The organism is Pseudomonas cyclaminis (genome assembly GCF_015163715.1).
GTDB lineage: Bacteria > Pseudomonadota > Gammaproteobacteria > Pseudomonadales > Pseudomonadaceae > Aquipseudomonas > Aquipseudomonas cyclaminis.
The window spans coordinates 1-26,524 of the sequence record NZ_JADDUM010000084.1; the positions used below are offsets into that span (position 1 = coordinate 1).

The 26,524-nt window shown below is 58.7% G+C and carries 22 protein-coding genes and 3 pseudogenes; 15 read left to right on the forward strand and 10 right to left on the reverse strand.

All coding sequences use genetic code 11. The features are described from left to right. The 5 genes and pseudogenes from IQK56_RS12030 to IQK56_RS12050 all read right to left on the reverse strand — a co-directional run. Positions 1–195, reverse strand: a 195-nt coding sequence (locus IQK56_RS12030; protein WP_193901710.1) for an NAD-dependent epimerase/dehydratase family protein, incomplete at its 3' end; no start/stop codon positions are given. Position 196: 1 nt separating this feature from the next. Further along, complete coding sequence (gene gmd, locus IQK56_RS12035) at positions 197–1,321, reverse strand: GDP-mannose 4,6-dehydratase (protein ID WP_191629702.1); 1,125 nt, start codon at positions 1,319–1,321, stop codon at positions 197–199. A gap of 31 nt (positions 1,322–1,352) precedes the next feature. Then, a pseudogene (locus tag IQK56_RS12040) lies at positions 1,353–2,275 on the reverse strand (GDP-mannose 4,6-dehydratase). Positions 2,276–2,321: 46 nt separating this feature from the next. Continuing rightward, positions 2,322–3,416 carry a glycosyltransferase family 4 protein gene (locus IQK56_RS12045; RefSeq protein ID WP_193863196.1) on the reverse strand — a complete coding sequence of 365 codons (1,095 nt, stop codon included), beginning with the start codon at positions 3,414–3,416 and terminating at the stop codon, positions 2,322–2,324. A 115-nt stretch (positions 3,417–3,531) separates the two neighbouring features. Further along, on the reverse strand, positions 3,532–5,031 hold the full coding sequence (locus IQK56_RS12050) for a lipopolysaccharide biosynthesis protein (RefSeq protein WP_193863194.1): 1,500 nt from the start codon (positions 5,029–5,031) through the stop codon (positions 3,532–3,534). Positions 5,032–5,983: 952 nt separating this feature from the next. On the opposite strand from IQK56_RS12050, the gene IQK56_RS12055 reads away from it, so the two are divergent. The 4 genes from IQK56_RS12055 (at position 5,984) to IQK56_RS12070 (ending at position 10,530) form a co-directional block, all read left to right on the forward strand. After that, positions 5,984–6,952, forward strand: coding sequence for a UDP-glucose 4-epimerase family protein (locus IQK56_RS12055; protein WP_193863192.1), 969 nt, complete (start codon positions 5,984–5,986; stop codon positions 6,950–6,952). 37 nt (positions 6,953–6,989) lie between these two features. After that, positions 6,990–8,006, forward strand: coding sequence for an MraY family glycosyltransferase (locus IQK56_RS12060; protein WP_193863190.1), 1,017 nt, complete (start codon positions 6,990–6,992; stop codon positions 8,004–8,006). An 85-nt stretch (positions 8,007–8,091) separates the two neighbouring features. Continuing rightward, positions 8,092–10,086, forward strand: a complete 1,995-nt coding sequence (locus IQK56_RS12065; RefSeq protein WP_150674879.1) for a polysaccharide biosynthesis protein — start codon at positions 8,092–8,094, stop codon at positions 10,084–10,086. A 111-nt stretch (positions 10,087–10,197) separates the two neighbouring features. Beyond that, on the forward strand, positions 10,198–10,530 hold the full coding sequence (locus IQK56_RS12070) for a ComEA family DNA-binding protein (protein ID WP_193901711.1): 333 nt from the start codon (positions 10,198–10,200) through the stop codon (positions 10,528–10,530). Positions 10,531–10,546: 16 nt separating this feature from the next. Here IQK56_RS12070 and IQK56_RS12075 read toward each other — a convergent pair whose 3' ends face one another. Continuing rightward, positions 10,547–11,125 carry a TetR/AcrR family transcriptional regulator gene (locus tag IQK56_RS12075; protein WP_150674620.1) on the reverse strand — a complete coding sequence of 193 codons (579 nt, stop codon included), beginning with the start codon at positions 11,123–11,125 and terminating at the stop codon, positions 10,547–10,549. Between the two features lie 130 nt (positions 11,126–11,255). Here IQK56_RS12075 and IQK56_RS12080 point away from each other — a divergent pair, with 130 nt between their 5' ends. Continuing rightward, on the forward strand, positions 11,256–11,900 hold the full coding sequence (locus tag IQK56_RS12080; RefSeq protein ID WP_150674878.1) for a GntR family transcriptional regulator: 645 nt from the start codon (positions 11,256–11,258) through the stop codon (positions 11,898–11,900). 15 nt (positions 11,901–11,915) lie between these two features. Continuing rightward, entirely contained in the window at positions 11,916–12,764 is an 849-nt protein-coding gene (locus tag IQK56_RS12085) for an urea carboxylase-associated family protein (protein ID WP_193863188.1), read from the forward strand. Positions 12,765–12,772: 8 nt separating this feature from the next. Here the strand turns inward: IQK56_RS12085 and IQK56_RS12090 are convergent, their stop codons facing one another. Both IQK56_RS12090 and eat read right to left on the reverse strand, forming a co-directional pair. Continuing rightward, positions 12,773–12,940, reverse strand: coding sequence for a DUF2897 family protein (locus tag IQK56_RS12090; protein ID WP_081797766.1), 168 nt, complete (start codon positions 12,938–12,940; stop codon positions 12,773–12,775). A 111-nt stretch (positions 12,941–13,051) separates the two neighbouring features. Then, the gene (eat, locus tag IQK56_RS12095) at positions 13,052–14,416 is read right to left on the reverse strand and encodes an ethanolamine permease (RefSeq protein ID WP_122306724.1); all 1,365 of its coding nucleotides are present in this window, start codon (positions 14,414–14,416) and stop codon (positions 13,052–13,054) included. A gap of 400 nt (positions 14,417–14,816) precedes the next feature. Between eat and kdpF the strand changes: the two genes are divergently transcribed. The 6 genes and pseudogenes from kdpF (at position 14,817) to IQK56_RS12125 (ending at position 22,771) form a co-directional block, all read left to right on the forward strand. Next, on the forward strand, positions 14,817–14,906 hold the full coding sequence (gene kdpF / locus IQK56_RS12100; protein WP_003218754.1) for a K(+)-transporting ATPase subunit F: 90 nt from the start codon (positions 14,817–14,819) through the stop codon (positions 14,904–14,906). 9 nt (positions 14,907–14,915) lie between these two features. Then, the gene (kdpA, locus tag IQK56_RS12105; protein WP_099587314.1) at positions 14,916–16,610 is read left to right on the forward strand and encodes a potassium-transporting ATPase subunit KdpA; all 1,695 of its coding nucleotides are present in this window, start codon (positions 14,916–14,918) and stop codon (positions 16,608–16,610) included. Between the two features lie 14 nt (positions 16,611–16,624). Continuing rightward, positions 16,625–18,681, forward strand: a pseudogene (kdpB, locus tag IQK56_RS12110) (potassium-transporting ATPase subunit KdpB). Positions 18,682–18,721: 40 nt separating this feature from the next. Continuing rightward, positions 18,722–19,267 carry a potassium-transporting ATPase subunit KdpC gene (kdpC, locus tag IQK56_RS12115; protein WP_193863186.1) on the forward strand — a complete coding sequence of 182 codons (546 nt, stop codon included), beginning with the start codon at positions 18,722–18,724 and terminating at the stop codon, positions 19,265–19,267. A gap of 126 nt (positions 19,268–19,393) precedes the next feature. Beyond that, a pseudogene (locus tag IQK56_RS12120) lies at positions 19,394–22,044 on the forward strand (DUF4118 domain-containing protein). A gap of 37 nt (positions 22,045–22,081) precedes the next feature. After that, positions 22,082–22,771, forward strand: a complete 690-nt coding sequence (locus IQK56_RS12125) for a response regulator (RefSeq protein ID WP_032892766.1) — start codon at positions 22,082–22,084, stop codon at positions 22,769–22,771. A gap of 76 nt (positions 22,772–22,847) precedes the next feature. Here IQK56_RS12125 and IQK56_RS12130 read toward each other — a convergent pair whose 3' ends face one another. Next, positions 22,848–23,885, reverse strand: coding sequence for a patatin-like phospholipase family protein (locus IQK56_RS12130; RefSeq protein WP_150674615.1), 1,038 nt, complete (start codon positions 23,883–23,885; stop codon positions 22,848–22,850). Between the two features lie 218 nt (positions 23,886–24,103). Between IQK56_RS12130 and IQK56_RS12135 the strand changes: the two genes are divergently transcribed. The 3 genes from IQK56_RS12135 to IQK56_RS12145 all read left to right on the forward strand — a co-directional run bounded on the left by IQK56_RS12135 (position 24,104) and on the right by IQK56_RS12145 (position 26,077). Next, positions 24,104–24,382 (forward strand): hypothetical protein, encoded by a 279-nt coding sequence (locus IQK56_RS12135; protein ID WP_003238638.1) that lies wholly within the window; start codon positions 24,104–24,106, stop codon positions 24,380–24,382. Positions 24,383–24,427: 45 nt separating this feature from the next. Then, a complete protein-coding gene (locus IQK56_RS12140) occupies positions 24,428–25,189 on the forward strand; it encodes a CHAD domain-containing protein (RefSeq protein ID WP_193901712.1) in 762 nt (253 codons plus the stop codon). A gap of 90 nt (positions 25,190–25,279) precedes the next feature. Then, a complete protein-coding gene (locus tag IQK56_RS12145) occupies positions 25,280–26,077 on the forward strand; it encodes an acyl-CoA thioesterase (RefSeq protein WP_122307855.1) in 798 nt (265 codons plus the stop codon). Positions 26,078–26,080: 3 nt separating this feature from the next. On the opposite strand, the gene IQK56_RS12150 is transcribed toward IQK56_RS12145, so the two are convergent. Next, complete coding sequence (locus tag IQK56_RS12150) at positions 26,081–26,443, reverse strand: Mpo1-like protein (RefSeq protein WP_193864369.1); 363 nt, start codon at positions 26,441–26,443, stop codon at positions 26,081–26,083. Between the last annotated feature and the right edge of the window lie 81 nt (positions 26,444–26,524).

Consider the following 26,524-nt stretch of genomic DNA (forward strand, 5'->3'; position numbering starts at 1 on the left):
CGCCATGTAGACCTGCTCAATCTTGTTCTCGGCAAAAAACGCGGTGACGGAGTGCTGATCCAGGAGATTCAATTGAGCCCTGTCCCGGGTCACAATATTTGTGTAACCCAACGCTTGCAGGCGACGGACAATGGCCGAACCGACCATTCCTTTATGGCCGGCAACAAAAACACACTCGCTCAATTGGCGTGACATCCTAGTTCTCCAGCGACACCGGCAGATCGTAACCATGGTTTTTCAGCAGCGCATGGCGCTGGGCGACTTTGAGGTCTTCGCGAACCATCTCAGCACACATTTCCTGCGCGGTGATTTCCGGCACCCAACCCAGCTTGGTCTTCGCTTTGGTCGGATCACCCAGCAGGGTTTCTACCTCGGCGGGACGGAAGTAGCGCGGGTCGACGCGAACCAGTGTGTCCCCGACCTTGAGTGCTGGGGCGTTGTCACCAACGATGGAATCGATAGTGGCGCATTCGTCCACGCCGGCCCCTTCAAAGCGCAGGGTCAGGCCGAGTTCTGCGGCAGACCAGCGAATGAAGTCACGGACGGAATATTGCACGCCTGTCGCGATCACGAAATCTTCGGGGGTATCCTGTTGTAGCATCATCCACTGCATGCGGACGTAGTCCTTGGCATGCCCCCAATCGCGCAGCGCATCCATGTTGCCCATGTACAGGCACTGTTCAAGGCCCTGGGCGATGTTTGCCAGACCGCGCGTGATTTTGCGGGTCACGAACGTTTCGCCGCGGCGAGGAGATTCGTGGTTGAACAGAATCCCGTTGCATGCATGCATGCCGTAGGCTTCACGGTAGTTGACCACGATCCAGTAGGCGTAGAGCTTTGCTACCGCGTAAGGCGAGCGTGGATAGAAAGGTGTGGTTTCTTTCTGAGGCGTTTCCTGCACCAGGCCGTAGAGTTCTGAGGTGGAGGCCTGGTAGAAGCGGGTTTTTTTCTCCAGCCCGAGCAGGCGGATTGCTTCAAGAATACGCAATGTTCCCATTGCATCGACATCGGCGGTGTATTCAGGCGATTCGAAGCTTACCGCAACATGGGACTGCGCGCCCAGGTTGTAGACCTCGTCAGGCTGCACTTCCTTGATGATACGGGTCAGGTTGGACGAATCGGACAAATCGCCGTAATGCAGGATAAAGCGCTGGTTATCAACATGCGGGTCCTGGTAGATGTGATCAACGCGCTGGGTGTTGAAGGACGATGCACGTCGCTTGATGCCGTGGACCTCGTAGCCTTTTTCCAACAACAACTCAGCTAGATAGGAGCCGTCCTGGCCGGTGATCCCGGTGATCAGCGCTTTTTTCAGGGTCATGTCTACGTCCTAGAATTCTTTGAATATGTAGTTAAATTGCATTTAGCATGCTGGTAATGATATCGGTCATCGTCGACTTTGCCTTCCAGCCCAGAACGCGTTCGGCCTTGGCAGGGTCCGCGCGACTGATCAGCAGGTCTGTTGGCCGGAAGAACTCCTGCGATTGGTCGACATAGTCCGTCCAGTCGAGTCCCAATTGTGTGAATGCTTCAGCAACGAATGCTTCAAGTGTGTGCGTCTGGCCGGTGGCGATCACGAAATCACTCGGTTCATCGCATTGCAACATGCGCCACATGGCATCGACGTACTCTGATGCCGCTCCCCAGTCACGAGCAATGTCTAACCGTCCAAGCGTCAACCGCTCGCCCGAACCCGCAGCAATGCGCTTGGCCGTACTTACAATTTTTTGTGTAACAAACCTGGATGGGCGTAATTCGGATTCGTGATTGAACAGGATACCGGTACACGCAAAAAGATTATAAGCCTCACGATAATTATCGACCAGCCAGAAAGCGGACGATTTAGCCACGGCATAAGGGCTGCGGGGGTGGAATGTGGTGTTCTCTGACGCAGGTTCGCCATTCGTATCGCCGAAGCACTCGCTTGAGCCTGCTTGGTAAAAGCGAATTGGCCGCTCCGTCATTCGGCAGGCCTCAAGCATGTTCAGCGTTCCAATGGTGATGCTTTGGATGGTTTCGGCGGCTGTTCAAATGACAGCCCGACAGACGACTGCCCGGCAAGAAAATACACTTCGTCAGGCTGGCTGCGTTTCAGCGCCATGAATACGCTGCGAAAGTCTTCCGGCACCATCGACAACAGTTTTACCTTCGAGACAATACCCAGTCGCTTCAGGTTGGCAAATGAAGAACCCTGCGCATCGCGCGAAGTCCCCCAGACGGTATAGCCCTTTTCGAGCAGGAGCTTTGCCAGATAAGCACCGTCCTGACCACTCACGCCACAAATCAGGGCTGTTTTTTCTGAGTATTCCAAAACATTACCTTTATAAGGACTGGTAGATCGAGAGTGTTTCCTGGGAGCAGCGCTGCCATGAAAACTGCTTCAACCGCTCATGGCCACGCTCAATCAATCTCGCGATTTCACTATCAGAGTAAACCACTCTTTCTATCGCTCCGGCCATTTCGTCGCCATTGAGGGGGTCGAACAAAGCCCCGGCATCGCCGATGACTTCCGGCATTGAACTGGTACCGCTGCTGATGACGGGGCAGCCGTGGGCCATGGCCTCCAGTGGTGGAAGACCGAAACCCTCATAAAGCGACGGATAGACGAAGGCTTTGGCACCTTCGTAAAGTTGACCGAGAACCGTGTCATCACCGCCAACGTGGCGTACCTGTCCGGCGGCAAAGCCTAACCGCTGAACCTGCTCCAACTCATTTGGCGAAAAGTCACCGCCGCCGAAGGCGACAATATCAAAGTCGGTCTTTAGGCGTTTCGAGTGGGAAACCGCATCCAGTAAGCCGGAGAAGTTTTTGTAACCGTGTCGACTTCCGACATACAACAGATAAGGCTTAACGGGCGAGGCGGCCGTTTCCCGGCCGCAGGGCTTGAACTGCTCGAACCCCAGGTGTGCCACCGATAGTTTGCTTTCGGGCACCGAGAACAGTCTCATCAGGTCCTGGCGGGTGCTCTCCGAAATGCAGATGACATGATCCGCTCGCTCAACGGCGCGTCGCTTTAAAGCCGTTGTCTGGTCCCGGGCAGAGAAATTCTCGGGGAACAGTTCGTGAATCATGTCGTAGACAGTCAATACGATCGGGCAGCCCTTCGGGGCAGCGCTGAAACGTGAAAAATAGGTTTCATGCACAACCTCAGGCTTCCAGGCACGCATGGCGCGCTGACCCAGCAGGTGGTTGTAGATCAGCGCCAGCCGCGTCGTGCGAGGCGGGTACCGTTCGGCTTTCTGGCCGTGGACAGTGCCCTCGGGCAGGTCGTTGAGATAAAAGTTGCGGTGAAGCGGCGAGAAAATGCCCACCTCGTTGCCGGTGATGGCCATCTGCTCGGCAACGCGAGAAAAATAGCGAGAAATGCCGCCGTAGTTTTGTAGGCAGAAGATCTGGTGATCAAAAGCAACGCGCATTTTTATGCTTCGCCTCGTGAAAAATAAGACCTTGATAGATCAGGAAATCGAGTGCGCACCTTAACAAAATCAGTGCCTCTGGCGGCTGTTTCGGTGCGGTGACGGGCCAGCATTCTCAGAGCGTGTTTCTCCACTCGATTTTTCGGGCAGCAAAGCGGATGACAAATACGCGGAGCCCAACGAGCAAGTAGGTGGCTCCCAGAGAGAATGCCATTGTGAAAGGGTTGTTTAACGCCCAAGTGTCGAACAGTGCTCTCATTGCAAACAACGCACATAAGGCGATGGCGGCGGGTATCAGGATTGTTTCGGTGTACCAGGTTCTGGTCGGTTTGATACTGAGTTTTCGAAAAATAATGGGTGAGCATATCAACACGTAACTCACGTTCAGAATCAACCAGGGCAATGCACTGCCGTCCAGTCCGTAGTGGGTGGCCAGGTAGTAAGTCAGCGGGATGATGAATACAACAGCCACAGCGTTCTGCCATACGCTGAACCGGGTCCAGCCGTGGGCCAATTGGAGTGCGTAAGGCATCTGCATAAACGCATAGAACATGGTCCCAATCGCCAGAAACCATAGCGGAGTACTGGCTAGTGCCGCAACGTGCTCATCTCTCGTCCATAACAGCAGTAACGGCTGGCTATACAGCGCGACCCAAATAGAGAAGGGGATCACCAGCAATGAAAGTACTTGGCTGGCCCTTGTGAAGGTGCCAAATGTCTCAACGTTGTTGCGAGTAGTGACAAGGGATACCAGTTTTGGATAGTAGACATTAAACACTGGGGAGACCAGCCGGAACGCCACCGAACCCACGGTCCAGGCCAGCATGTAACATCCGAACTCCTTGAGTGGGAGTATTTTTGACAGGATGATCTTATCCACTTGCATCAATAGAAAGGCAAGGATGTTGGTGGTCGCCACGCCGGCCGCAAAGCCACCGAGGCGTTTAATGATGTCCGTGGAAAACACGCCCACTTCTCGCCATTCTGGAAGTTCACTGATTAGTTTTCTACGCAATACCAGAACGGTGGCGAGGCTATTGATGCCCTGCCATAACAGAAACCACTCCACGGTGGGTGAAACAATCCATAAAACCAAGGCCGCGCCGGCGGCACGCGTCGTGGCGAATAACGAACTTATCGAGTTTAGCGTGACGTGTTTTTGAAGGCCGATGAGGCCGCCATAGTAAAGCCCGATAGGGAACTGTAACAGCAGTGCAATCCCCATTATTCTCAGCGAGCGCGTGGCCGATTCAATGTTGTCCGCATTGACGGTGAGCCAGTGGTCAGCAATCAGCGGGGCCAGCAGTGTGACGCATGTGCCGAGCGCGACTGCGACAGCCCAGAAGATACATTCCACGCTTTTAATGGTCAGTACTATCTTTTGTTTTTGGGCTGCAGAGGCGGCTTCATAAGTGGACGCCTCTCGCGATGCCACGGCGCCAAAACCGCCGTCAAACATCGTCATGGCTGACGAAAGAATGATAAAAAATCCAACCAGCCCGTAACCTTCTACACCAATGAACTTAAGGTAGAGTGGAACAAAGCAGATCCCCATCAGGGCGATCCAGCCTTGCCCTACAAAGTTGGCAGAAATATTTTTAAATAGGCCACTCATTCGCCGCGGTCCTCAACATGCTCGCTCAATAGGCAGGTTCCATGCGGGGGATCAATGAAATCGAAATAGGGTTTCGATTGAGTGGGCAACGTACTCTTTGACGGCATGACCCTAACCAGGGCAAGTAATAAAATCATGGATTTCATTATAGAAAAAGGTGTGCTGACGTGACGCAGGGGACGAGAACGTGGCGGCTCTCGGGAGGGCGTGTACCCAAGCCATTCGCCAACATTGCTGCCGTCATGGGAAACCTCTCCTAAAAGCGCCTTTGAAACCCGCTCAATCAACTGGTGGGTGAGGGTAGAGACCCATAGGGCACGAGTGCTACAGCAGAGTTGGCAGGCGCGGAGACTAACATAGACTCTTGAATTCACATATAAAAAAGGGCCATTTACGTGGCGCGGCGGCTGCCGAACTCCAGGGTCAAGAGGATTTTTTGGGGCTTGCCGTTTACTGCGGTGATCGCTGCGTTCGACGGCAAGCCAGCGCGCTCGCGCAGAACCTGCGATGCAGGCTTTGGCGTCGACTTTCAAACCTGTGACTGGCATCAATGCCATGTCCGCCCATTGCCTGTAGCGCTCAATATCATATTGATCGACGTATGCTCGATGCTCAGCGCTTCGAAACACGTCCAGGCATGCTCGGAGCCTGCGGAGTCAGCGCTTCAAGTGGTACTCTACGCTCCTTGCGAAGTGATGACGGGGGCGCGCAAAGTCGGGCGTTCGCTGCGAACGCTGCTGAGGGCGGGGTTTTGGGCGTTGTGGCCGCGTAGTTTGGTCGGCGTTTGAAGACTGGCGACGCGAGCACCTGAGCATGTTCAAACTTATTGGGCGTTTCACCTGGCTCTTGCTGGTTGCTCCCTTCATCGCGAGCGACAGTGAGTCGTGCAGTCGTGTGTAGAAAAAATTGTGGAGCAACATGTTGAAGTGTTTAGGCGGTTGGAGAATGCGGATTGAGTCATAAGAAAACATTCTTCGTGACCGGAGCAAGTGGCTTTGTCGGGGCTGCGCTTGTAGAGCGTCTCGCGTCGAATGCTGATTGTCATGTGCTTGCACTCGTACGTCGTGACGACGTGGTGTTGCCTTTAGGTGCTACCAGGGTGCGGGTGGGTGAAGACTACCTTGCCTCGGAGGACCTGCCTCTCACGGATGTTGATGTGTTGGTTCACTGTGCGGCCCGTGTTCACGTGATGTCCGATGCATCGTGCGATCCGTATTCGGCCTATCGCCGGGTCAATGTGGACGGCACGTTGAGGTTGGCCGAGCAAGCCGCGCGGTTGGGGGTCAAACGTTTTATTTTTATCAGTTCGATCAAAGTCAATGGCGAGGGTACCCGGCCAGGGGAAGCGTACACGGCAGATGATCCACCCGCCCCGGCGAGCCCATACGGCGTCTCCAAGATGGAGGCTGAGCAGCAACTTCAGTTACTCGCGCAGCGGACCGGCATGGAGGTCGTTATTATTCGTCCCGTCCTCGTGTATGGCCCGGACGTCAAGGCGAACTTTCGCAGCATGATGGTATGGCTGAACAAAGGCATTGCCTTGCCGCTGGGGGCTGTCCACAGTCAGCGCAGCCTAGTGGCGCTGGATAACCTGGTGGACCTGATCGTGACGTGCCTTCAGCACCCCGCAGCGGCCAACCAGGTGTTTCTGGTGAGTGACGGTGAAGATATGTCGACCACGGAGTTGTTGACCCGTATTGGGGTGGCATTGGGCAAGCCTGCGCGGCTGATTCCTGTTCCCGCGGCCCTGCTGCGTTGGGGCATGTTCCTAATCGGACGCAAAGGAATGGGGCAGCGCCTGTGTGGCTCTCTACAGGTTGATATCAAAAAAACGCGTGAGCTCCTGGGATGGACGCCACCTACATCTGTGACGACCGCTTTACGTAAGACCGCAGAGCGTTTTCAGGGGAATTTGAAGTAGTGGCGTGTGTGAATATGAACCGGATAGGGAGCCGTTGATGAACCACTTACTTTGGCTCGTGCCGATTGTCGCCGTCCTTGCAGGTGTATTGACTTGGTTATTGCGCGGTTATGCACTGTCTCGAAGCCTGATTGACGTACCCAACGCGCGCAGCTCTCACTCAGTGCCTACGCCCAGGGGTGGCGGTGTCGCGATTGTCGTGAGTTTTCTCGTAGCACTGCCCCTGTTGTTCGTGAGTGGGGTGGTTTCTCCCTCCCTCACCTGGGCACTCATGGGGGGCGGTGCAGCGGTCGCGGTGCTGGGGTTTCTCGACGATCATGGTCACATTGCCGCCCGTTGGCGTTTATTGGGACACTTCAGTGCCGCCTCATGGGCACTCTTCTGGGTCGGCGGTTTACCCGCTGTGAGCTTGCCGGGCATGACCTTCGACCTCGGTTGGCTGGGTCATGTTGCCGCTGTTTTTTACCTGGTATGGGCACTCAACCTTTACAACTTCATGGACGGCATCGATGGGCTGGCCAGTGTCGAGGCGGTTTGCGTATGCCTCGGGGCCTGCATGGTCTATTGGCTGGGCGGGTATGAGGCGGCTATCTGGGTGCCACTGTTGTTAAGCATGGCAGTGCTGGGTTTCCTCTATTGGAATTTTCCGGCGGCAAGAATATTCATGGGCGATGCCGGCAGTGGTTTTCTCGGGTTCGCCCTTGGTGTGCTGTCACTGGCTGCGGCCTGGGAGAATGCCAACTTGCTGTGGGTCTGGTTGATTCTCTTGGGTACGTTTATTGTCGATGCAACATTGACGTTGATCCGGCGATTGGTGCGGGGGGACAAAGTCTACGAAGCCCATCGCAGCCACGCCTACCAGTTCGCGTCTCGTAAAGTGGGCAGTCACTTGCCTGTGACGCTTTCGATCTTGGCGATCAATGTGCTGTGGTTGACCCCCATCGCAATAGGCGTCGGTGTTTTGGGCTTGAATGGCCTGCTGGGGTTGGTTATCGCTTATACGCCCTTGCTCGTTTTAGCCATCAAGTACCGCGCTGGCGAACTGGAAACGTGATGTTGTTTTTGCAGTAAACGGGTTATAGAAGCAGTGTGCGTTTAACCGCAGGTGTAAAGGAGCGGCACAGGTGTTTGAAGGGTTTATGGGTACCATCCGGTCATGGCTACTGGGCCTTCCTCGGCGAAGGAAGCGCTTTCTGCAAGTCATCACAGACGTTCTCCTGGTCTGGCTGGCATTGTGGATGGCGTTTGTCGTTCGCCTAGGGGTGGACGACATGATTAACCCTGTGGCGCAACACTTCTGGCTATTTTTGAGTGCGCCAGTGGTGGCTATTCCGCTTTTTGTGCGTTTCGGCATGTACCGCGCCGTGATGCGTTATTTTGGTAACGATGCGTTGATCGTGATAATCAAGGCGGTCAGCCTTTCCTCGCTGATGCTGGGGGTTGTGGTTTACCTGTATAGCAATCATCAGGCCGTCGTACCTCGTTCGATTATTTTCAACTATTGGTGGCTAAGCGTGATAATGGTCGGTGGATTGCGCCTGGCCATGCGCCAGTACTTCCTCGGCGATTGGTTCACGGCGGCGCAGCATGTGCCGTTTACCAGTCGGGAAGATGGTTTGCCGAGAGTTGCAATTTATGGCGCAGGCGCCGCAGGTAACCAACTGGTCGCTGCTTTGCGCATGGGCCGTGTCATGCGCCCGGTTGCGTTTATCGATGATGACGATGGCATTTCTGATCGGGTCATTTCAGGGTTGCAGGTTTATAAGCCCAAACATATCCAGCGGATGATCGAAGCCACTGGTGCACAGGAAATCCTTCTGGCCATACCGTCTTCCAACAGAGGCCGTCGACGCGAAATCCTGGGGTTTCTGGAAGGTTTTCCCTTGCATGTACGTAGCGTGCCGGGGTTTATGGACCTTGCCAGCGGGCGGGTCAAGGTAGATGACATCCAAGAAGTTGATATCGCTGATTTGCTGGGGCGCGATACCGTTCCCGCGCAATCCGAACTGCTAGAACATTGCATCATGCGACGAAGCGTTCTGGTGACGGGGGCCGGAGGTTCGATAGGGGCTGAATTATGCCGCCAGATATTGACGTTGAATCCGACGACGTTGTTACTGTTTGAACACAGTGAGTTCAATCTTTACAGCATTATGTCTGAGCTTGAACAGCGCATCGCCCGTGAGTCGCTATCGGTTCGACTGCTCCCTATCCTTGGATCGGTACGTAACCCGAATAAACTGCTGGATGTCATGAAAACCTGGCGGGTAGACACTGTGTATCACGCGGCTGCCTATAAGCATGTGCCGATGGTCGAACACAATATCGCCGAAGGCGTATTGAACAACGTGATCGGCACACTCAATACCGCACAGGCTGCTCTCCAAGCCGGCGTTTCCAACTTCGTGCTCATTTCGACCGACAAGGCTGTACGTCCCACCAATGTCATGGGCAGTACCAAGCGCCTTGCCGAGTTGACCCTTCAAGCGCTGAGCCGGGAGCTGGCGCCTGTGCTGTTTGATGATAAAACGAACATTTCCCGCGTCAATAAAACCAGGTTCACCATGGTCCGGTTCGGTAATGTACTGGGCTCTTCCGGTTCGGTTATCCCGTTGTTTCACAAGCAAATCAAGTCGGGTGGGCCTATCACGGTGACTCATCCGAAAATCACCCGCTACTTCATGACCATTCCCGAAGCCGCACAGTTGGTGATTCAGGCGGGCTCAATGGGCCAGGGCGGCGATGTATTCGTCTTGGATATGGGTGAGCCGGTGAAAATCGTAGAATTGGCTGAAAGGATGATTCATCTCTCGGGCTTGAGCGTGCGCTCCGATAGAAATCCCCAGGGCGACATCGCCATCGAATTCACCGGCCTACGCCCCGGCGAAAAGCTTTACGAAGAGTTACTGATCGGCGACAACGTTGTCGCTACACGACACCCCATGATCATGAGCGCCAACGAAGATCATTTATCCTGGGATGTGCTCAAAGACAAGCTGACGGAACTGCTGGCCGCGGTGGAACAAGATGACTACACCCGCGTCCGCCAACTCCTGCGCGACACTGTAAGCGGCTACTCCCCTGACGGAGAGATCGTCGACTGGATCTACCAGCAACGTCGCTTGGAACCGTGATTTAACACTCTGTTACGCAAGCATTTTTGACGAATCCCCAACATCACCTAAGTTTGAAAAGCAGCTTCGGAAAAGCTGCTTTTCCCTCAACGATGTCAAGGAGCGTCACCCATGCAGAACACCTACATTTCTTCGCTGATCTTCGCCGTCCTCACAACCCTCTCCGTCGCCACCACCGCCGCGCCGTCCATCAAGCCAGAAGCCCCAACCCCTATCACCGCGCAGATGATCCAGGTCGAGCAGTCTGCCAAGGTCAACCTGAACGCCGCCGACGCAGAGACCCTGCGTCGGGACCTGTTCGGCATTGGGGCAGCCAAAGCCAAGGCGATTATCGCCTACCGCGAAAGCAATGGTCCGTTCACGGCGGTGGATGAGTTGTTGGAAGTGAAGGGTATCGGCAAGGCGTTGCTGGAGAAGAACCGCGACAGGTTGGTGATCAACTAAGCATCCAGGAGGCCGGTCATTGATCGGCCTCTTTCTCCTGCGGATTTTGCGTTTTCAGGTTCTCCCGTACCACGTCCATGATCCGCCTTGCCAATTGTGGATCTTCGACGCTTCTGGCCAGGACCAATGCGCCTACCAGTGTCGACATCATCACCAGACTTTCCGCGTCGCAACGTCCCTCGCCCAGCGCCGTTTCAATTTGCTTGAGCCTTGCGTCGAGCACGTGGTCGGTGGTTGCACTGGGTTGGCCTCTCAAGCCCAGTTCGGAAGACATCGTTGGTAATGGGCAGCCCTGGTCCGGTGAGGTCAGGTGCCATTCCGACAGGTAGCTGTCGATAAACGCGTCCAGCGGCCGTTCCTGGCTGAACAGCATGTCGCAATGGGCATCAAGGTCGGACGCTGCAGCCTGTAGCGCTATTTCCACCAACTCGTTCTTGGACTTGAAGTGCGCGTAGAAGCCTCCATGGGTCAGGTTCAGCGCTTTCATCAGCGGCTGCAGGCCGGTGGCGTCGATGCCGTCACGGCGAAAGCGGGCTGATGCTTCCTTGATGATGCGTTGGTGGGTCTGGGCTTTGTGGTCTTGTGAATAACGCATAGGGCGGCCTCGGTGACAGGCTGGCATTTTAACCAACCTGAACTTTTTTACACGTTTGGCGAAGATCAGGTGTTGGCATGAAAAGTGATTACCTCTACCCGAAAGATTGTTCAACAATCGTGAGGCAATGATGACTCCCAGTTTGTCTTTAGCCGACCAGATTGCCCTGGAGCTGCGCGCCGACATTATCGGCGGGCGGTTATTGCCAGGTATGGCTTTGGTCGAGGTGGATCTGGTCCGGGCTTACAGTGCGTCGCGCAACACCATTCGCGAAGCCCTGCACCGTTTGGGTCAGGAAGGGCTGACCCGTTATGTGCGCAACAAGGGTGTGATGGTCCGGCGACTGCAGCGGGACGAGGTTCGCGACCTGTTTGTCGTGCGCCGCACCCTCGAATTACAGGCCATCGCCGACAGCAGAGCGTTGACGGATGATCAATCCGGACGCATGCAAAACGCTATCGACGCCACCACCCTGGCCCGTGAGCGCGAAGACTGGCGCGCCGTGGCCACCCACAGTTTGTTGTTCCATCAGCACATCGTCGGGTTGATGCGCAGCCCGTTGTTCGATGAGTTTTTCGCCCAGGTCATCGCCCAATTACGCCTGGTGTTTTGCGCGGCGCTCGATGAGCAGCGATTCCAGTCGCCCTGGCTGGAACGTGACCGCGAGATTTACACGTTACTGGTCCAGGCGAATAAACCGGCGGCCGGGGAGGCGATGAGCCTTTACCTGGAGGATTCCGAACGCCTGTCGTTGGCTCTCTTTACCCACCCCTGATTGAGGATCTGCACCATGTATAAAGACTATCCGGCCGCTTATCAGGTCAGCAAAGGCTCGGCGTTGCAGGTCGATACGGCGTTTTACGAGCGCATTCGTGACCGGGCGGATCAGCGCACGTTGATCGAACAGTTTGAAGTGCCGATTCGCACGGGCAGGGCGTGGAAGGTGCCGGCCGGGCATGTGTTTCGTGTCACCACGCCGGTGGGGCCGCAGGTGGGCGATTTTAACGTATGGAATGCCAATGACCCTCGCGAACGTCTTTGGGCGGCGCGCACCCGTCAATTGCAGGGCGCTCATGTCAGTACCCATGACCGCTTGTGGTCGAATCTGCCGTTTTTGCGGCCTTTGGTTACGATCACTGATGACAGCCTGGCCGGTTACGGTATCGACGAGCACGGCGGACGCTTGCATGACTTGCTTGGCACGCGTTGCGATCCCTATGTGAACCGCATGCTGACGAGCGAGGATTTCCATCACCACTGCCACTCGAACCTGACGCGTGCGGTGTTGCCCCACGGTCTGACGGAATTCGACGTGCATGACGTGCTGAATATTTTCCAGTGCACCGGTCTTAATCACGACGACATGTATTTCATGAAGGCGTGTCCTGCGCAGAAGGGCGATTACCTGGAGTTTTTTGCCGAAATTGATTTGCTGTGTGCACTGTCTACCTGCCCGGGTGGGGATCTGTCACTGCCGATGTGGGGCCCGGATGCGCAGGATCCACTGACGGTGTGCCGTCCGCTGGGCGTCGAGATCTATCAGTTGGAGGATGAGTTACTGAGTGGCTGGAGCCAGCCAGAGCGTGCTGCCTACAAGGGGCAGCACGGGTTGCAGATTGCCAAGGCTGCTTGGGAGTAACCCAAGGATCAGCGATCCTGCGAATCCTTGGCATCCGCCTGGGCGTTGCGTTCGGCCACGCGTTTGCGTTGCTCGTCGGTGAGTTCCACCTTGTTGGCGCTGTCTCGCAGCATCATCAGCCCCCCGACGATCGACCCGATCGCGACCACCATAATCAACCACGCATACCACGGCATAAGGCTCTCCTTGAGGCAGATTAACGTGGGAGAATTTTCCCACGTTAATAACTGCTTTGAGTAACGGGCTTTCTGAGTAGTTCAGTGTAGGCCCGTTCTGCCTCGTAAAGCTTAGAGCCCGGTCAACATTGCATCTGCCGGCGCATCGGCACGGTCTTGCGCGGTCAGTTGGAAGTAGATGAAACCCACTGCCATAAAGCCCAGGAAGATCAACCCGATCAGCGTGTTGAACCACGCCATGGCCACCAGGCACACCAGCGCCAATACCAACGCAATGCCTGGCACGATCGGATAACCCGGCGCGCGGAAGGTGCGTTCCAGCAGCGGTTCGGTCTTACGCAATTTGAACAGGCTGAGCATGCTCATGATGTACATGACGATCGCGCCGAACACGGCCATGGTGATCATCGCTGCAGTGAGGGTCATGCCGCCGAGGTTGATCAGGCCGTCGCTGTAGATAGCGGCGATGCCGACCACGCCGCCGGCGATGATGGCTCGGTGCGGTGTTTGAAAACGCGACAGTTTGGCGAGGAATGACGGCAGGTAGCCGGCGCGGGCCAAGGCGAAGAACTGGCGCGAGTAGCCCAGGATAATGCCGTGGAAGCTCGCCACCAGACCGAACAGGCCGATCCACACCAGCATGTGCAACCAGCCGGAGCTTTCGCCGACCACGGTTTTCATGGCCTGTGGCAACGGGTCGTTGATGTTCGAAAGGGTGCGCCAATCGCCCACGCCACCCGCGAAGAACATCACGCCCATGGCCAGGATCACCAGGGTCAGGATGCCGCTGATGTAGGCCTTTGGAATCGTGCGCTTCGGATCTTTCGCTTCTTCAGCCGCCATGGCTGCGCCTTCGATGGCGAGGAAGAACCAGATGGCGAAGGGAATCGCGGCAAACATGCCCGCAATTGCCGGGGCGCCAAACGTGTCGGAACCGGCCCAGCCGTTCAGGGCGAAGTTACTGAAGCTGAAGGCCGGCGCAACCACGCCCATAAACACCAGCAACTCGGCGACAGCGAGCACGCACACCACCAGTTCAAAGGTCGCGGCGAGCTTCACGCCAAGGATGTTCAAGCCCATGAACACGATGTACGCACCGACGGCCGCATGTTTCGGGTCCAGCGCTGGAAACTGCACATTCAGATAAGCGCCGATGGCCAAGGCAATGGCAGGTGGTGCGAAGACAAATTCGATCAGTGTGGCAAGGCCGGCGATCAAACCGCCTTTCTCTCCAAACGCCCGACGGCTGTAGGCAAATGGCCCGCCAGCATGGGGAATCGCGGTGGTCAGCTCGGTGAAGCTGAAGATAAAGCAGGTGTACATCGCGGCGACCATCAACGAGGTCACCAGAAAGCCCAAGGTCCCGGCCACGCCCCAGCCATAGCTCCAGCCGAAGTATTCCCCGGAGATCACCAGCCCGACGGCAATGCCCCATAAATGCAGGGTGCCTAGGGTGGGTTTGAGTTGTGTGTTCATTGTGTTGCTCCCTGAACGGTTTGGAATGATTCAAGGTGTTGCAGCGGCCATGCCAGCCTGAGAATCATTGTCGTAAAGGCGCGCAACTGTCGTCTGGGGGATGGTTTGGCGTTTGAAACTTTCCCTCGTTGCACCAGATAAGTGCGGTGGTGACTGTGCCGGCGCTATCGGGAGCAAACCCCTCCCACATTTTGACCGGTATACGCAGGGCCAAGTGTGGGAGGGGGCTTGCCCCCGATGAGGCCCTCCCAGCCACCGCAAGTCCTTCTGTAATCCCCGCATAAACCCACTCTTTACGCCGTCTTTACGCCCCGCCCGCACCCTCGCTCTCGTTCCTTTACACCACTCCTGCGGACAATTGCCCCACACGCGGCACTCGCCGCTGAACGGAGAGACTTCCATGAGCGTTCTGGACGGGGTGTCACTGCTATTGGCCGTGGCGCTGTTCATTTATCTGCTGGTTGCGCTGCTACGCGCGGATCGGAACTAGGAGCTGGCCATGCACAGTTATGACTATTGGCTGATCATTGCCTTCTTTGCCGTGGTACTGGTGCCGGCCCCCTTCCTGGGGCGGTTCTACTACAAGGTGATGGAGGGCCAGCGCACGTGGCTGACTCCGGTACTGGGGCCGGTCGAAAAAGCCTGTTATCGCCTGTCGGGTGTCGACGCGCAGCAGGAGCAGAGCTGGCAGAAATACATGCTGGCCTTGCTCGCATTCAACCTTGCGGGTTTCCTGCTGCTTTTCGCGATCCTGGTGTTCCAGGACTATCTCCCACTCAACCCGCAGAAATTGCCGGGGCAGGAGTGGACGCTGGCCTTCAACACCGCGGTCAGTTTCATGACCAACACCAACTGGCAGTCCTATAGCGGCGAGGCGTCACTGAGCTACCTCAGCCAGATGGCCGGCCTGACCGTGCAGAACTTCGTCAGTGCGGCGACCGGTCTGGCAGTGCTGGTCGCTTTGTGCCGTGGGATCGGTCGCAAGTCCGCCCAGACATTGGGTAACTTCTGGGTTGATATGACCCGCGCTACCCTCTACGGCCTGTTGCCGCTGTGCCTGGTGCTGGCGTTGTTCCTGGTGTGGCAGGGCGTACCACAGACTTTCGCCCATTACGTCGATGCCGTGACGCTGCAAGGCGTGGATCAGGTCATCCCCCTCGGCCCGGCGGCCAGTCAGATTGCGATCAAGCAACTGGGCACCAACGGTGGTGGCTTCTTTGGTGTCAACTCGGCGCATCCGTTCGAAGACCCGACCGCCTGGGCCAACCTGTTTGAGGTGGCGTCCATCATCCTGATCCCGGTGGCGCTGGTCTTCACCTTCGGTCACTACGTCAAAGACCTGCGCCAGAGCCGTGCAATCCTCGGCTGCATGCTGGCGCTGTTCCTGATCGGCGGCGCGACGTCACTGTGGTCCGAGTACCAGCCCAATCCGACCCTGAATAACCCGGCCGTGGAGCAGACCGCACCGCTGGAAGGCAAGGAGACGCGCTTTGGTACCACCGGCACGGTGCTGTGGTCGGTGACTACCACCGCAGCATCCAACGGTTCGGTCAACGGCATGCAAGACAGCCTCAGCCCCCTCAGCGGGATGGTGGCGCTGGTCAACATGATGGTCGGTGAAGTGATCTTCGGCGGGGTTGGCGCCGGCATGTACGGCATGTTGCTCAACGTGTTGATCGCGGTGTTCCTCGCCGGCTTGATGATTGGTCGCACCCCGGAATACCTCGGCAAAAAGCTACAGGCCAAGGAAGTGCAACTGCTCGTCGTGACCTTGCTGGTGATGCCGGTGGGCGTGCTCGTGCTCGGTGCCATTGCCGCCAGCTTGCCAGGTCCGGCCGGCGCCATCAGCAACCCGGGGCCCCATGGCTTCAGCCAGTTGCTCTACGCCTACACCTCGGCCAGCGCCAACAACGGCTCGGCGTTTGCCGGCTTCAGCGCCAACACGCCGTTCCATAACCTGATGCTCGGCCTGGGCATGCTGATCGGCCGCTTTGGCTACATCCTCCCGGTTCTGGCCCTGGCCGGCAGCCTGGCGATGAAAAAGAGCGCACCGATTGGCCAGAACAGCTTTCCCACCCACGGCCCGCTGTTCGTGACCCTGTTGACCGTCACCATCTTGCTGGTAGGGGGCCTGACTTTCCTGCCGACGCTGGCGCTGGGTCCTATCGCCGAACACTTGAGCATGGGCTTCTGAGAAGGGATATGAACATGAATATGCCTGCAAAAAACGCGGCCCCGGTCAAACCCCAGGAGCCTGTCAAAACCGCCATCTCTGCTCTGTGGCGCCCGGCGCTGGTCCAGGCGTTCGTCAAGCTCGACCCGCGCCAGCTGAAGCGCTCGCCAGTGATGCTGGTGGTCGAATTGACTGCGATCCTCACCACGGTGCTGTGCTTCGTGCCTGACACCACCGTGCCGACTTTCGTTGCCGTGCAGATCGCCGTGTGGCTGTGGTTCACCGTGCTGTTTGCCAACTTCGCCGAAGCCTTGGCCGAAGGGCGCGGCAAGGCCCGCGCCGACAGCCTCAAGGCCGGCAGTGAAGGCCTCAGCGCACGACGCAAGGAAGCCGATGGCAGCTTCAAGGTCGTGCCCGCCACCAGCCTGCGCAAAGGCGATGTGGTGCGCGTTGCCGCCGGGGAGATGATCCCCGGTGACGGCGAGGTGATCGAAGGCATCGCGGCGGTGAACGAAGCGGCGATCACTGGCGAATCCGCTCCGGTGATCCGCGAGTCCGGCGGCGACCGTTCGGCCGTCACCGGCAACACCCGACTGGTCTCGGACTGGCTGCTGATCCGCATCACCGCCAACCCCGGCGAGTCGACCCTGGACCGCATGATCGCATTGGTGGAAGGCGCCAAGCGCCAGAAGACCCCCAATGAAGTCGCGCTGGATATCCTGCTGATCGGCCTGACGCTGATCTTCCTGTTGGTGGTCGTGACGCTGCAGCCGTTCGCCCACTTCGCCAATGGCAGCTTGCCGTTGGTGTTTCTGGTCGCACTGCTGGTGACGCTGATTCCTACGACCATTGGCGGCCTGTTGTCGGCCATCGGCATCGCCGGCATGGACCGTCTGGTACGCCTCAATGTGATCGCCAAGTCCGGCCGTGCCGTGGAAGCAGCAGGCGACGTGCATGTGTTGCTGCTGGACAAGACCGGCACCATCACCTTTGGTAATCGCCGCTGTGCAGCGGTGGTCGCGGCGCCTGGCGTCAGCGGCCGCGAGGTGGCCGAAGGCGCGCTGTTTGCGTCCCTGGCGGACGACACGGCGGAAGGCAAATCCATCGTTGAATACCTGCGCGCCTTGCACCCTCAGGCCGAGCCTGCGCCGGATGAGTTGACCGCCGTGCCGTTCAGCGCCGAAACCCGCCTATCTGGCGTTGACTGCCAAGGCCGGGTCTACCGCAAAGGCGCAGTGGATTCGCTGCTGGCATTTATCGGCCAGCACGCCTTGACCTTGCCCCCGCGTTGTCGCGGGAAATCGACAAGATCGCCCAAAGCGGCGGCACCCCGTTGCTGGTATGTGCCGATGGCAAGTTGCTCGGTGCGATTCACTTGAAGGACGTGGTCAAGCCCGGCATCCGCGAACGTTTCGCCGAGCTGCGCAAACTGGGCATCCGCACCGTGATGGTCACGGGCGACAACCCGTTGACCGCTGCCGCGATTGCCGCCGAGGCCGGGGTGGATGACGTGCTGGCCGAAGCCACGCCAGAGAAAAAACTCGCACGTATTCGTCATGAGCAGAACGACGGTCGCCTGGTGGCCATGTGCGGCGACGGTGCCAACGATGCCCCGGCGCTGGCCCAGGCCGACGTGGGCATGGCCATGAACGACGGCACCCAGGCCGCCCGTGAAGCCGCCAACATGGTCGACCTCGACAGCGACCCCACCAAGCTGCTGGACGTGGTGCAGATCGGCAAGGAATTGCTGGTGACCCGTGGCGCGTTGACGACCTTTTCCATCGCCAACGACGTGGCCAAATACTTCGCGATTCTGCCGGCGCTATTTGCCTCGATCTACCCGCAGTTGGGCGTGCTCAACGTGATGCACTTGCAAAGCCCGCAGAGCGCGATCCTCTCGGCCATCGTGTTCAACGCACTGATCATTGTGGTGTTGATCCCGTTGGCGCTGCGCGGTGTGCGCGTACAGGCGGCGAGTGCGGCGGCGCTGCTGCGACGCAACCTGTTGATCTATGGCGTGGGCGGGCTGCTGGTGCCATTCGTGGGCATCAAGGCCATCGACATGCTGCTGACCGCGCTGCACCTGGTTTGAACTGGCTACCTTGGTTTGCCGATTTATTGAGGATTTGACTATGACTAACATGATCCGTCCGGCCCTGAGCCTGCTGGTCCTCATGACCCTGATCACCGGCGTGGCCTACCCACTGGTGGTCACCGGCGTGGCGCAAGTGGCCTTCCCCGACCAAGCCAACGGCAGCCTGGTGCGCGACGCCGATGGCAAGGTGCGCGGCTCCAGCCTGATCGCCCAGGATTTTACCGGTGACAGCTGGTTCCACCCGCGCCCATCGGCGGGTGCTTTTGCAACCGTGTCGAGCAGCGCCAGTAACCTCGGCCCGAGTAACCCTGCGTTGGCCACCCGTGTATTCGATGACGCGAATAAACAGCTGGTGCCAAGCCAGGGGCCGGTGCCTTTGGCCTCGCTGACTACCTCTGGCAGCGGTCTTGATCCACACTTGCCACCTCAGGCGATTGCCTATCAACTGGCGCGAGTGGCGGCGGCACGGAATGTGCCGGTGTCGACTTTGCAACGGCTGTTGGATGAGCACATCGAAAGCCCGTTGGTGGGGCCGCCGGTGGTGAATGTGCTGGCGCTGAACATGGCCCTGGAAAAGTTGTAGGCATTGAGACCGCCATCGGGGGCAAGCCCCCTCCCACAGGGAAATGCATTCCAAATGTGGGAGGGGGCTTGCCCCCCGATGGGGCCCTGAAAGACTTTATACAAATACCTGAAGGAACCCCCACGCATGAGCGACTCCGGCCGCGCCGATGCCCTGCTAGCCGATCTGCCCCGCAATGGCCGTGGCCGGCTCAAAGTCTTCCTCGGCGCCGCACCGGGCGTGGGCAAGACCTACGCCATGCTGCAGGCCGCCCACACCCAACTGCGCCAGGGCGTCAAGTTGATCGCCGGCGTGGTGGAAACCCATGGTCGCGCCGAAACCGAAGCCTTGCTCAGCGGCCTGCCACAGCAACCGTTGCTGCGCAGCGAATACCGCGGCGTGATGCTCGAAGAAATGGACCTCGACGGCCTGCTCGCCGCCAAACCCAAGCTGGTGCTGGTGGACGAACTGGCCCACAGCAACGCCCCCGGCAGCCGCCATGAAAAGCGCTGGCAGGACATTCAGGAACTGCTTGCCGCCGGCATCAACGTGTTTACCACGGTCAACGTCCAGCACCTGGAAAGCCTTAATGACCAAGTGCGCGGCATTACCGGCGTGCAGGTGCGTGAAACCCTGCCCGACTGGGTGCTGCAAGAGGCCGACGAACTGCTGCTGATCGACCTGCCATCCCGCGAGCTGCTGGAGCGTCTGCGCGACGGCAAAGTCTATGTCCCGGAACAGGCCCGAGCGGCCATCGATGCGTTTTTCTCCCAGACCAACCTGATGGCCCTGCGCGAGCTGGCGATGCAGACCGCCGCCGCCCACGTCGACGACGACTTGGCCCAGGGTTATCGCCAGCTCGGTCAGGCCGCACCGGCGGTGCGCGGTCGTTTGCTGGTGGGCGTGGACGGTGATGCCCAGGCCGAACGCCTGGTAAGGCATGCCAGCCGTGTGGCACAGCGTCGGCACTTGCCGTGGAGCCTGGTGCATATCGATAACGGCCGAGCACGGGATGAACAGTCGCGTCTGCGCCTGCAAAACGCCCAGCAACTGGCCGAGCGTCTTGGCGGCGAAGTCGTGTTGCTCCGGGCGGGGGAGGTGGCCAAGACGTTGATCCAGCACGCCGCCGAACGCCGTGCCAGCCTGGTGTTGGTCGGCAGTCGCGGATGCGCTGGCGCCGTCGCCTGTTTGGGGGCGGTTTGGCGGCGCGTCTGTTACGCAATGCGCGGGGCTTGGAAATCAACGTGCTCGACAGCGACGACATTCCTGCATCGCCGCGTATGCCGCAAGTACGCGGGCTGGTGTGGTTCGATTACGCCTTGGCGGTGGTCGCAACGCTGGTGGCTGCGGGCGTGGCCTGGGCGGTGTCCAGTGTGTTGCCGTTGCCGAATATCTCGTTGGTGTTCCTTGCCGCCGTCTTGCTGGTGGCGGTACGCAGCAGCCTGGGACCATCCCTGGTGTGCGCGGCGTTGTCATTTCTGACCTACGACTTCCTGTTTATTCCGCCGAATTTTTCCTTCTCCATCCAGCGCGAAGAAGATGTGCTGACCCTGCTGTTCTTCCTGTTGATGGCGGCGCTCACAGGCAACCTCGCGGCGCGCCAGCGTCGACAACTGCAGGCATTGCGCGACACCCAGGAAGAAACCAGCGAGTTGCTCGACCTGTCACGTAAACTCACGGCCGCCACCGATCGCCAGGCGGTGGTCAGCGCGGCGGCCCATCACCTGGAAGGCTGGAGCGATCTGGACCTGTGCCTGGTCAATCGCGACGGTCAGGGCGGCTGGAAGGTCGAGACCGGCGGCCCGTTGACCCTCAGCGAAGCCGAACGCGCCGCGGCCGACTGGGCTTGGCAACATGACCAGCCCGCTGGCATGGGCACCGGCACCTTGCCGTTCGGGCGTTGGTGGTGGTGGCCATTGTCGGGCGAGGAAGGTCCGCTGGGCTTGCTGGGTGTCAGTGCCAAACCGGGCCAGGCGTTGAGTGGTCAACGCCGCCGCCTGCTCACCGCTTTGAGCCAACCGCTGGCCCAGGCCCTGGCCCGTGCGCAGTTGGCGCAGGAGCTTGAATCCGCACGCCTGCACGGCGAAACCGAGCAGCTGCGCAGTGCCTTGCTCGCGTCGGTGTCCCACGATCTGCGTACGCCGCTGACGTCCATGCGCGGCAGTATCGACAGCCTGTTGGCCTTGGGTGAAGCCATTCCCTTGGAGGACCGTCGCGAGTTACTGGAAGGCACACGCGATGAAGCCGAGCGCCTCGATCGTTATATCCAGAACCTGCTGGACATGACGCGCCTGGGCCATGGCGCGCTCAAGCTGGCGCGGGATTGGGTGTCGCCGGGCGATATCGTCGGCAGTGCCCTCGGCCGTTTGCGTGCGGTGCTGGCGCCGTTGCAGGTGAGCACCGAGGTGCCGCCTGAGCTGCCATTGCTGTATGTGCATGCGGCCTTGATCGAGCAGGCGCTGGTCAATGTGCTGGAGAACGCTGCGCGCTTTTCACCTCCCCAGGGGCGTTTGCAATTGAGTGCCGGGGTGTTGGATAACCAACTGTTTTTCGCGGTGGCCGATGAGGGACCGGGTATTCCCGAAGACGAGCGTGCGAAAATTTTCGATATGTTCTACACCGCCGCACGCGGTGATCGAGGCGGGCAGGGCACCGGCCTCGGCTTGGCGATCTGCCAGGGCATGGTCGGTGCGCACGGAGGGCATATCCGCGTTGCCGATGGCATTGAAGGGCGCGGCACCTGCATCACCCTGTTTTTGCCATTGCCGACACAGCCTGGCCTGGAGCCTGAGTCGTGAGCTACCCTCTTTTCTCCACGGATTTTGATGGGACACCATGAGCCAGACCGCGACGATTTTGGTCATTGATGACGAACCGCAGATCCGCAAGTTCTTGCGCATCAGCCTGGCCTCCCAGGGCTACAAAGTGATCGAGGCCGGTACCGGTAACGAAGGCCTGGCCCAGGCGGCATTGAGCAAGCCGGACTTGCTGGTCCTCGACCTCGGCCTGCCGGACATGGACGGCCAGCAGGTGCTGCGTGAATTTCGTGAGTGGTCGACGGTGCCGGTATTGGTGTTGTCGGTGCGTGCCAGCGAAGGGCAAAAGGTCGAAGCCCTCGACGGCGGCGCCAATGACTATGTGACCAAGCCTTTTGGTATCCAGGAATTTCTCGCCAGGGTTCGCGCGCTGCTGCGCCAGGCACCCGCAGGCGAAGCGCAGGAAGCTGCTTTGAGTTTCGGCCCGCTGACAGTCGACCTGGCCTATCGCCGGGTACTCCTGGACGGCGCTGAAGTGGCGCTGACCCGCAAGGAATATGCCGTGCTGGCGCAGTTGGCACGGCATCCAGGGCGGGTGATCACTCAGCAGCAACTGCTCAAGGATATCTGGGGGCCGACCCATACCGAGGACAGTCACTACCTGAGGATTGTGGTAGGCCATCTGCGCCAGAAACTGGCGGATGATCCGACTCAGCCACGTTTTATCGTGACCGAGGCGGGGGTGGGGTATCGGTTGTTGGGGGCTTGAGCCAGAAGAGGCTGGTTATCTGATCCATCGCCATCGCGGGCTTGCCCGCGTGGCGTCATCGGCAACAGCGAACGACTCAGGGCTGCTCACTCTCATACCGATCCAACGTATCACTGGCAATTTCCCGCCCCAACGCGATCAACTCCGGCGCCTTGTAGAACTCGAAAAACCGGCATACCCGCTTCGGCACGTTGATCAACACGTCCGGCGGATAGCCTGCAATCTTGTACTGGGCCAATGACGTCTGCATCACCTCGAAACTCTGGTTGATCAGGTCCAGCAGCGACGCTGGCCCCACATTATCGATGATGAACGATCCCGTGGCGGACTTCGGTGCCCCGGGTTTTTCCGGTGCGGCGGCGGGTTGTTGGGACTCGGGTTCAGCCGAATCCAGCCACGGGTTGATCTCGGCCGCCTGGGCCTGCAAGGCCTCCTGCTCCAGCTTCATCAACTGCTCGGCCTGCTTGCGGCGAAACGGCAAGTGCGAACCCAGTGATTTCGCCAGGCTGTTGAAGCGGCTCTTGAAAGCCGGCGGGCGCTGGATCACCGGTAAGTGGTAGTGCTTCTGGTTGGTGGCGTTGAGGTTGACCGCGATGATCAAGTCGCAATGGCTCGACACCACCGGCACGATGGGCAACGGGTTGAGCAGGCCGCCGTCTACCAGCATGCGGTTGCCTTGCATCACGGGGGTGAACAGGCTGGGAATTGCCGCCGAGGCGCGCATCGCCTGGTGCAGGCAACCTTCCTGGAACCAGATTTCCTGCTGGTTGGTGAGGTCGGTGGCCACGGCTGTATAGGGGATGCGCAGCTCTTCGATATTGATCTCGCCGACGATCTTGCGGATCTGGCCGAAGACCTTCTCGCCACGAATCGCACCGAGGCGAAAACTCACGTCCACCAGGCGCAGCACGTCGAGGTAATCAAGGCTTTCAATCCAGTTTCGGTACTCGTCCAGCTTGCCTGCGGCATAGATCCCACCCACCACCGCGCCCATGGAACAGCCGGCGATACAGGCAATGTCATAGCCGCGTCGTTCGATTTCTTCGATTACTCCGATATGGGCGTAGCCCCGGGCTCCGCCCGAGCCCAGCACCAAGGCAACACGTTTTTTCATGGTCCATATCCTTTGATCGGCAGTTACCCACAATGCACCCATTGAGGGGGCGGCTTCAATCTTCGCTGAGCGGCGTAATATTTTTCCAGAGTAGCGACTAGGCTCGGGTATGCTCTGGCAATAGGTACTATCGATTTCAGGCTAAGGACAAGGCACTTTTTGTTGTAGGTAACGTCTACAACCGTACGACTGTTTTTCTTTATTTTGAGGTGTCATCGATGAAAGCCTGGATGTGTGTGCCTGTGATTCTGTTGGCCCTGGCCGGCTGTGCCGGCAAAACCGCTTACCGCGACAGTTGCGGTTCGCAATTGGACGCTGCCTGGAAAGAACTCGACCTGGCCAAGGCCGAAGGCTTTGCCGGTACCGTCAGCTATTCCAAGGCGTTGTCCCTGTTGACCGGTGCCAAGACTCAGCAGCAGTTTGAAGCGTTTGAAGGCTGCTCCAACAAGGCTGAAAAGGCACGGTTCTATATTCGTGAGTCGCGCGCCGGGCGTTGAGCCGTGGGCAGCAATTAGGGTTTTTCATCAAGAAGTGAGGGCAGGATGTCAGCGTTGGTCGATCAGTTAGTCGCTCAGGTCATTGGCCTGGAAGTAGGGTTACTGAGCTGCCAGGCTCGCCTCGCTGCCGTCACCGACGACGAAGCGCTGCATGACTTGCGCACCACGGTGCGGCGCCTGCGCAGCCTGCTGCGGCCCTTGCGCGGGTTGCCGGGCGTCGAACAGCTTGAGCTGGCCGCCAGCACTGTCGGCCGATTGACCACCCCACTGCGTGATCGTGAGGTGCTGGCCGCCTATCTGCACCAGCAGGGTCATCACGACGCGGCGGATCGGCGTCTGCGTCTGCAGCCCGATGCTTATCGCCAGGTAGCGCAAAGTCCGGAATTGGCGCATTTGCTGCAGATTCTGGATGCCTTCCCACGCTTTATGCGCGCCTCCCATCATCAGAAGTTGCTCAAGGGCCTGCGCTCGCGTATCGAGAAGCGCCTGGCCAAGCAATGGCATACCCTCGGTGAAGCCCTCAAGGATCCTGGTCATGATCGCCACCGTCTGCGGTTGTTGATCAAGCGCGTGCGTTATGCCGCCGAGGCCTATCCCGAATTGGACAAGTTGCCCACCAACGCCATGTCGCGCCTGAAGAAAGCCCAGGGTGCCCTGGGCGATTGGCACGACTGCTGGCAGTGGCTGGCCCAGGCTGAACACCAGGCGGATCTGCAACCCTGTGTGGCGGTATGGCACAAAACCATGGCCAAAGCCGAGGGGCAGGCGGATCGGGTGCTGGACAAGCTCAGCTCCGATTGTTTCTGAATCGGTCCGGCTTTTGGCCGGAATAGGCGCTGTACCTCATCCCCACGATGGTTAAGATCCCTAATCTGTTTCCTTTGACCTGAGGTTGCCATGCGCTTTAGTGACTTGCTCGACGCTGCCCGTAGCCACCCGCTGGATGTCACCATTCCTGCTGAATGGGCACAAGGTCGCGCGACGTTTGGCGGCCTGGTGGCCGCTTTGCAGTACGAAGCCCTGCGCGCCCAGGTGCCTGCGGACCGACCGTTGCGTTCGTTGGCAATCACCTTCGTTGGCCCGGTGGCGCCCGACGTCTCTGCCAGCTATCAAGTCGAAGTGTTGCGCGAAGGCAAGGCGGTCAGCCAATTGCTCGGCCGTGTCATGCAGAACGGTGAAGTGGCGACGCTGGTACAGGCCAGTTTCGGCGCTTCCCGTGAATCAGTCATTGATGTGGCAAGCGAAGCACCACCGGTGTTCAAACACTGGGACGAGTGCCAGGAGTTGCCCTACATCAAGGGCGTCACGCCTGAGTTCATGCGGCACCTGGCGATGCGCTGGAGCGTCGGCGGCCTGCCATTTACCGGCAATAAGTCTCGCGACATGGGCGGCTGGGTTCGCCTGCGTGGGGATGTGAAAGAAGAGCCGCTGACCGAAGCGCATATCCTCGCCCTGGTCGACGCCTGGCCACCGGCCTTGCTCCCGCACCTGAAAAAACCGGCTCCGGGCAGCACCCTGACCTGGACCATCGAGTTCATCCAACCATTGCAGGATCTGACAACCCTCGATTGGTGCCAGTACTACGTCAACATCGAACACGCCCGCGACGGCTACGGCCACGCTGCCGCAGCACTGTGGAGCCCCTCCGGCGAGTTGATCGCGATCAGCCGCCAGACCGTTGTAGTGTTCGCCTAAGCATCAGTGCCGATGGCGCTGCCGCCAGGCGCGCCACCAGCCACCGCTCAACACAAAGCGCGGAAAGGTCACGAACTGCTCGACCACCAGGCGCTGCACTGCATCTTTGCGATCACTGAAAGGCTCGCTGGCTTGGGCTTCCAGGCTATGACCATGATGCTGCAAACCCAGGCCGGCCAGGATGCCCACCACGCCAATGGCGAAACTGGCCAGACTCAGGCTGAACACCCCGGAAACGATCAACAGAAACCCGACGATAAACAGTGGCACGGCGATCAGGTGCAAGGCCAGGTTGGTGGGGTGTTGATGATTTTGCGGGTAGTTACGCCATTGCCAGGCGGGGAGATTGGGGTGGCGTTTGCCCATGATGGTGAGTCCTCTGTCCGTTGAAATAACTTGGATGGAGTTTAGGCGGGGGTGGGCGGGTGGCAATTACACTGGTGTCCT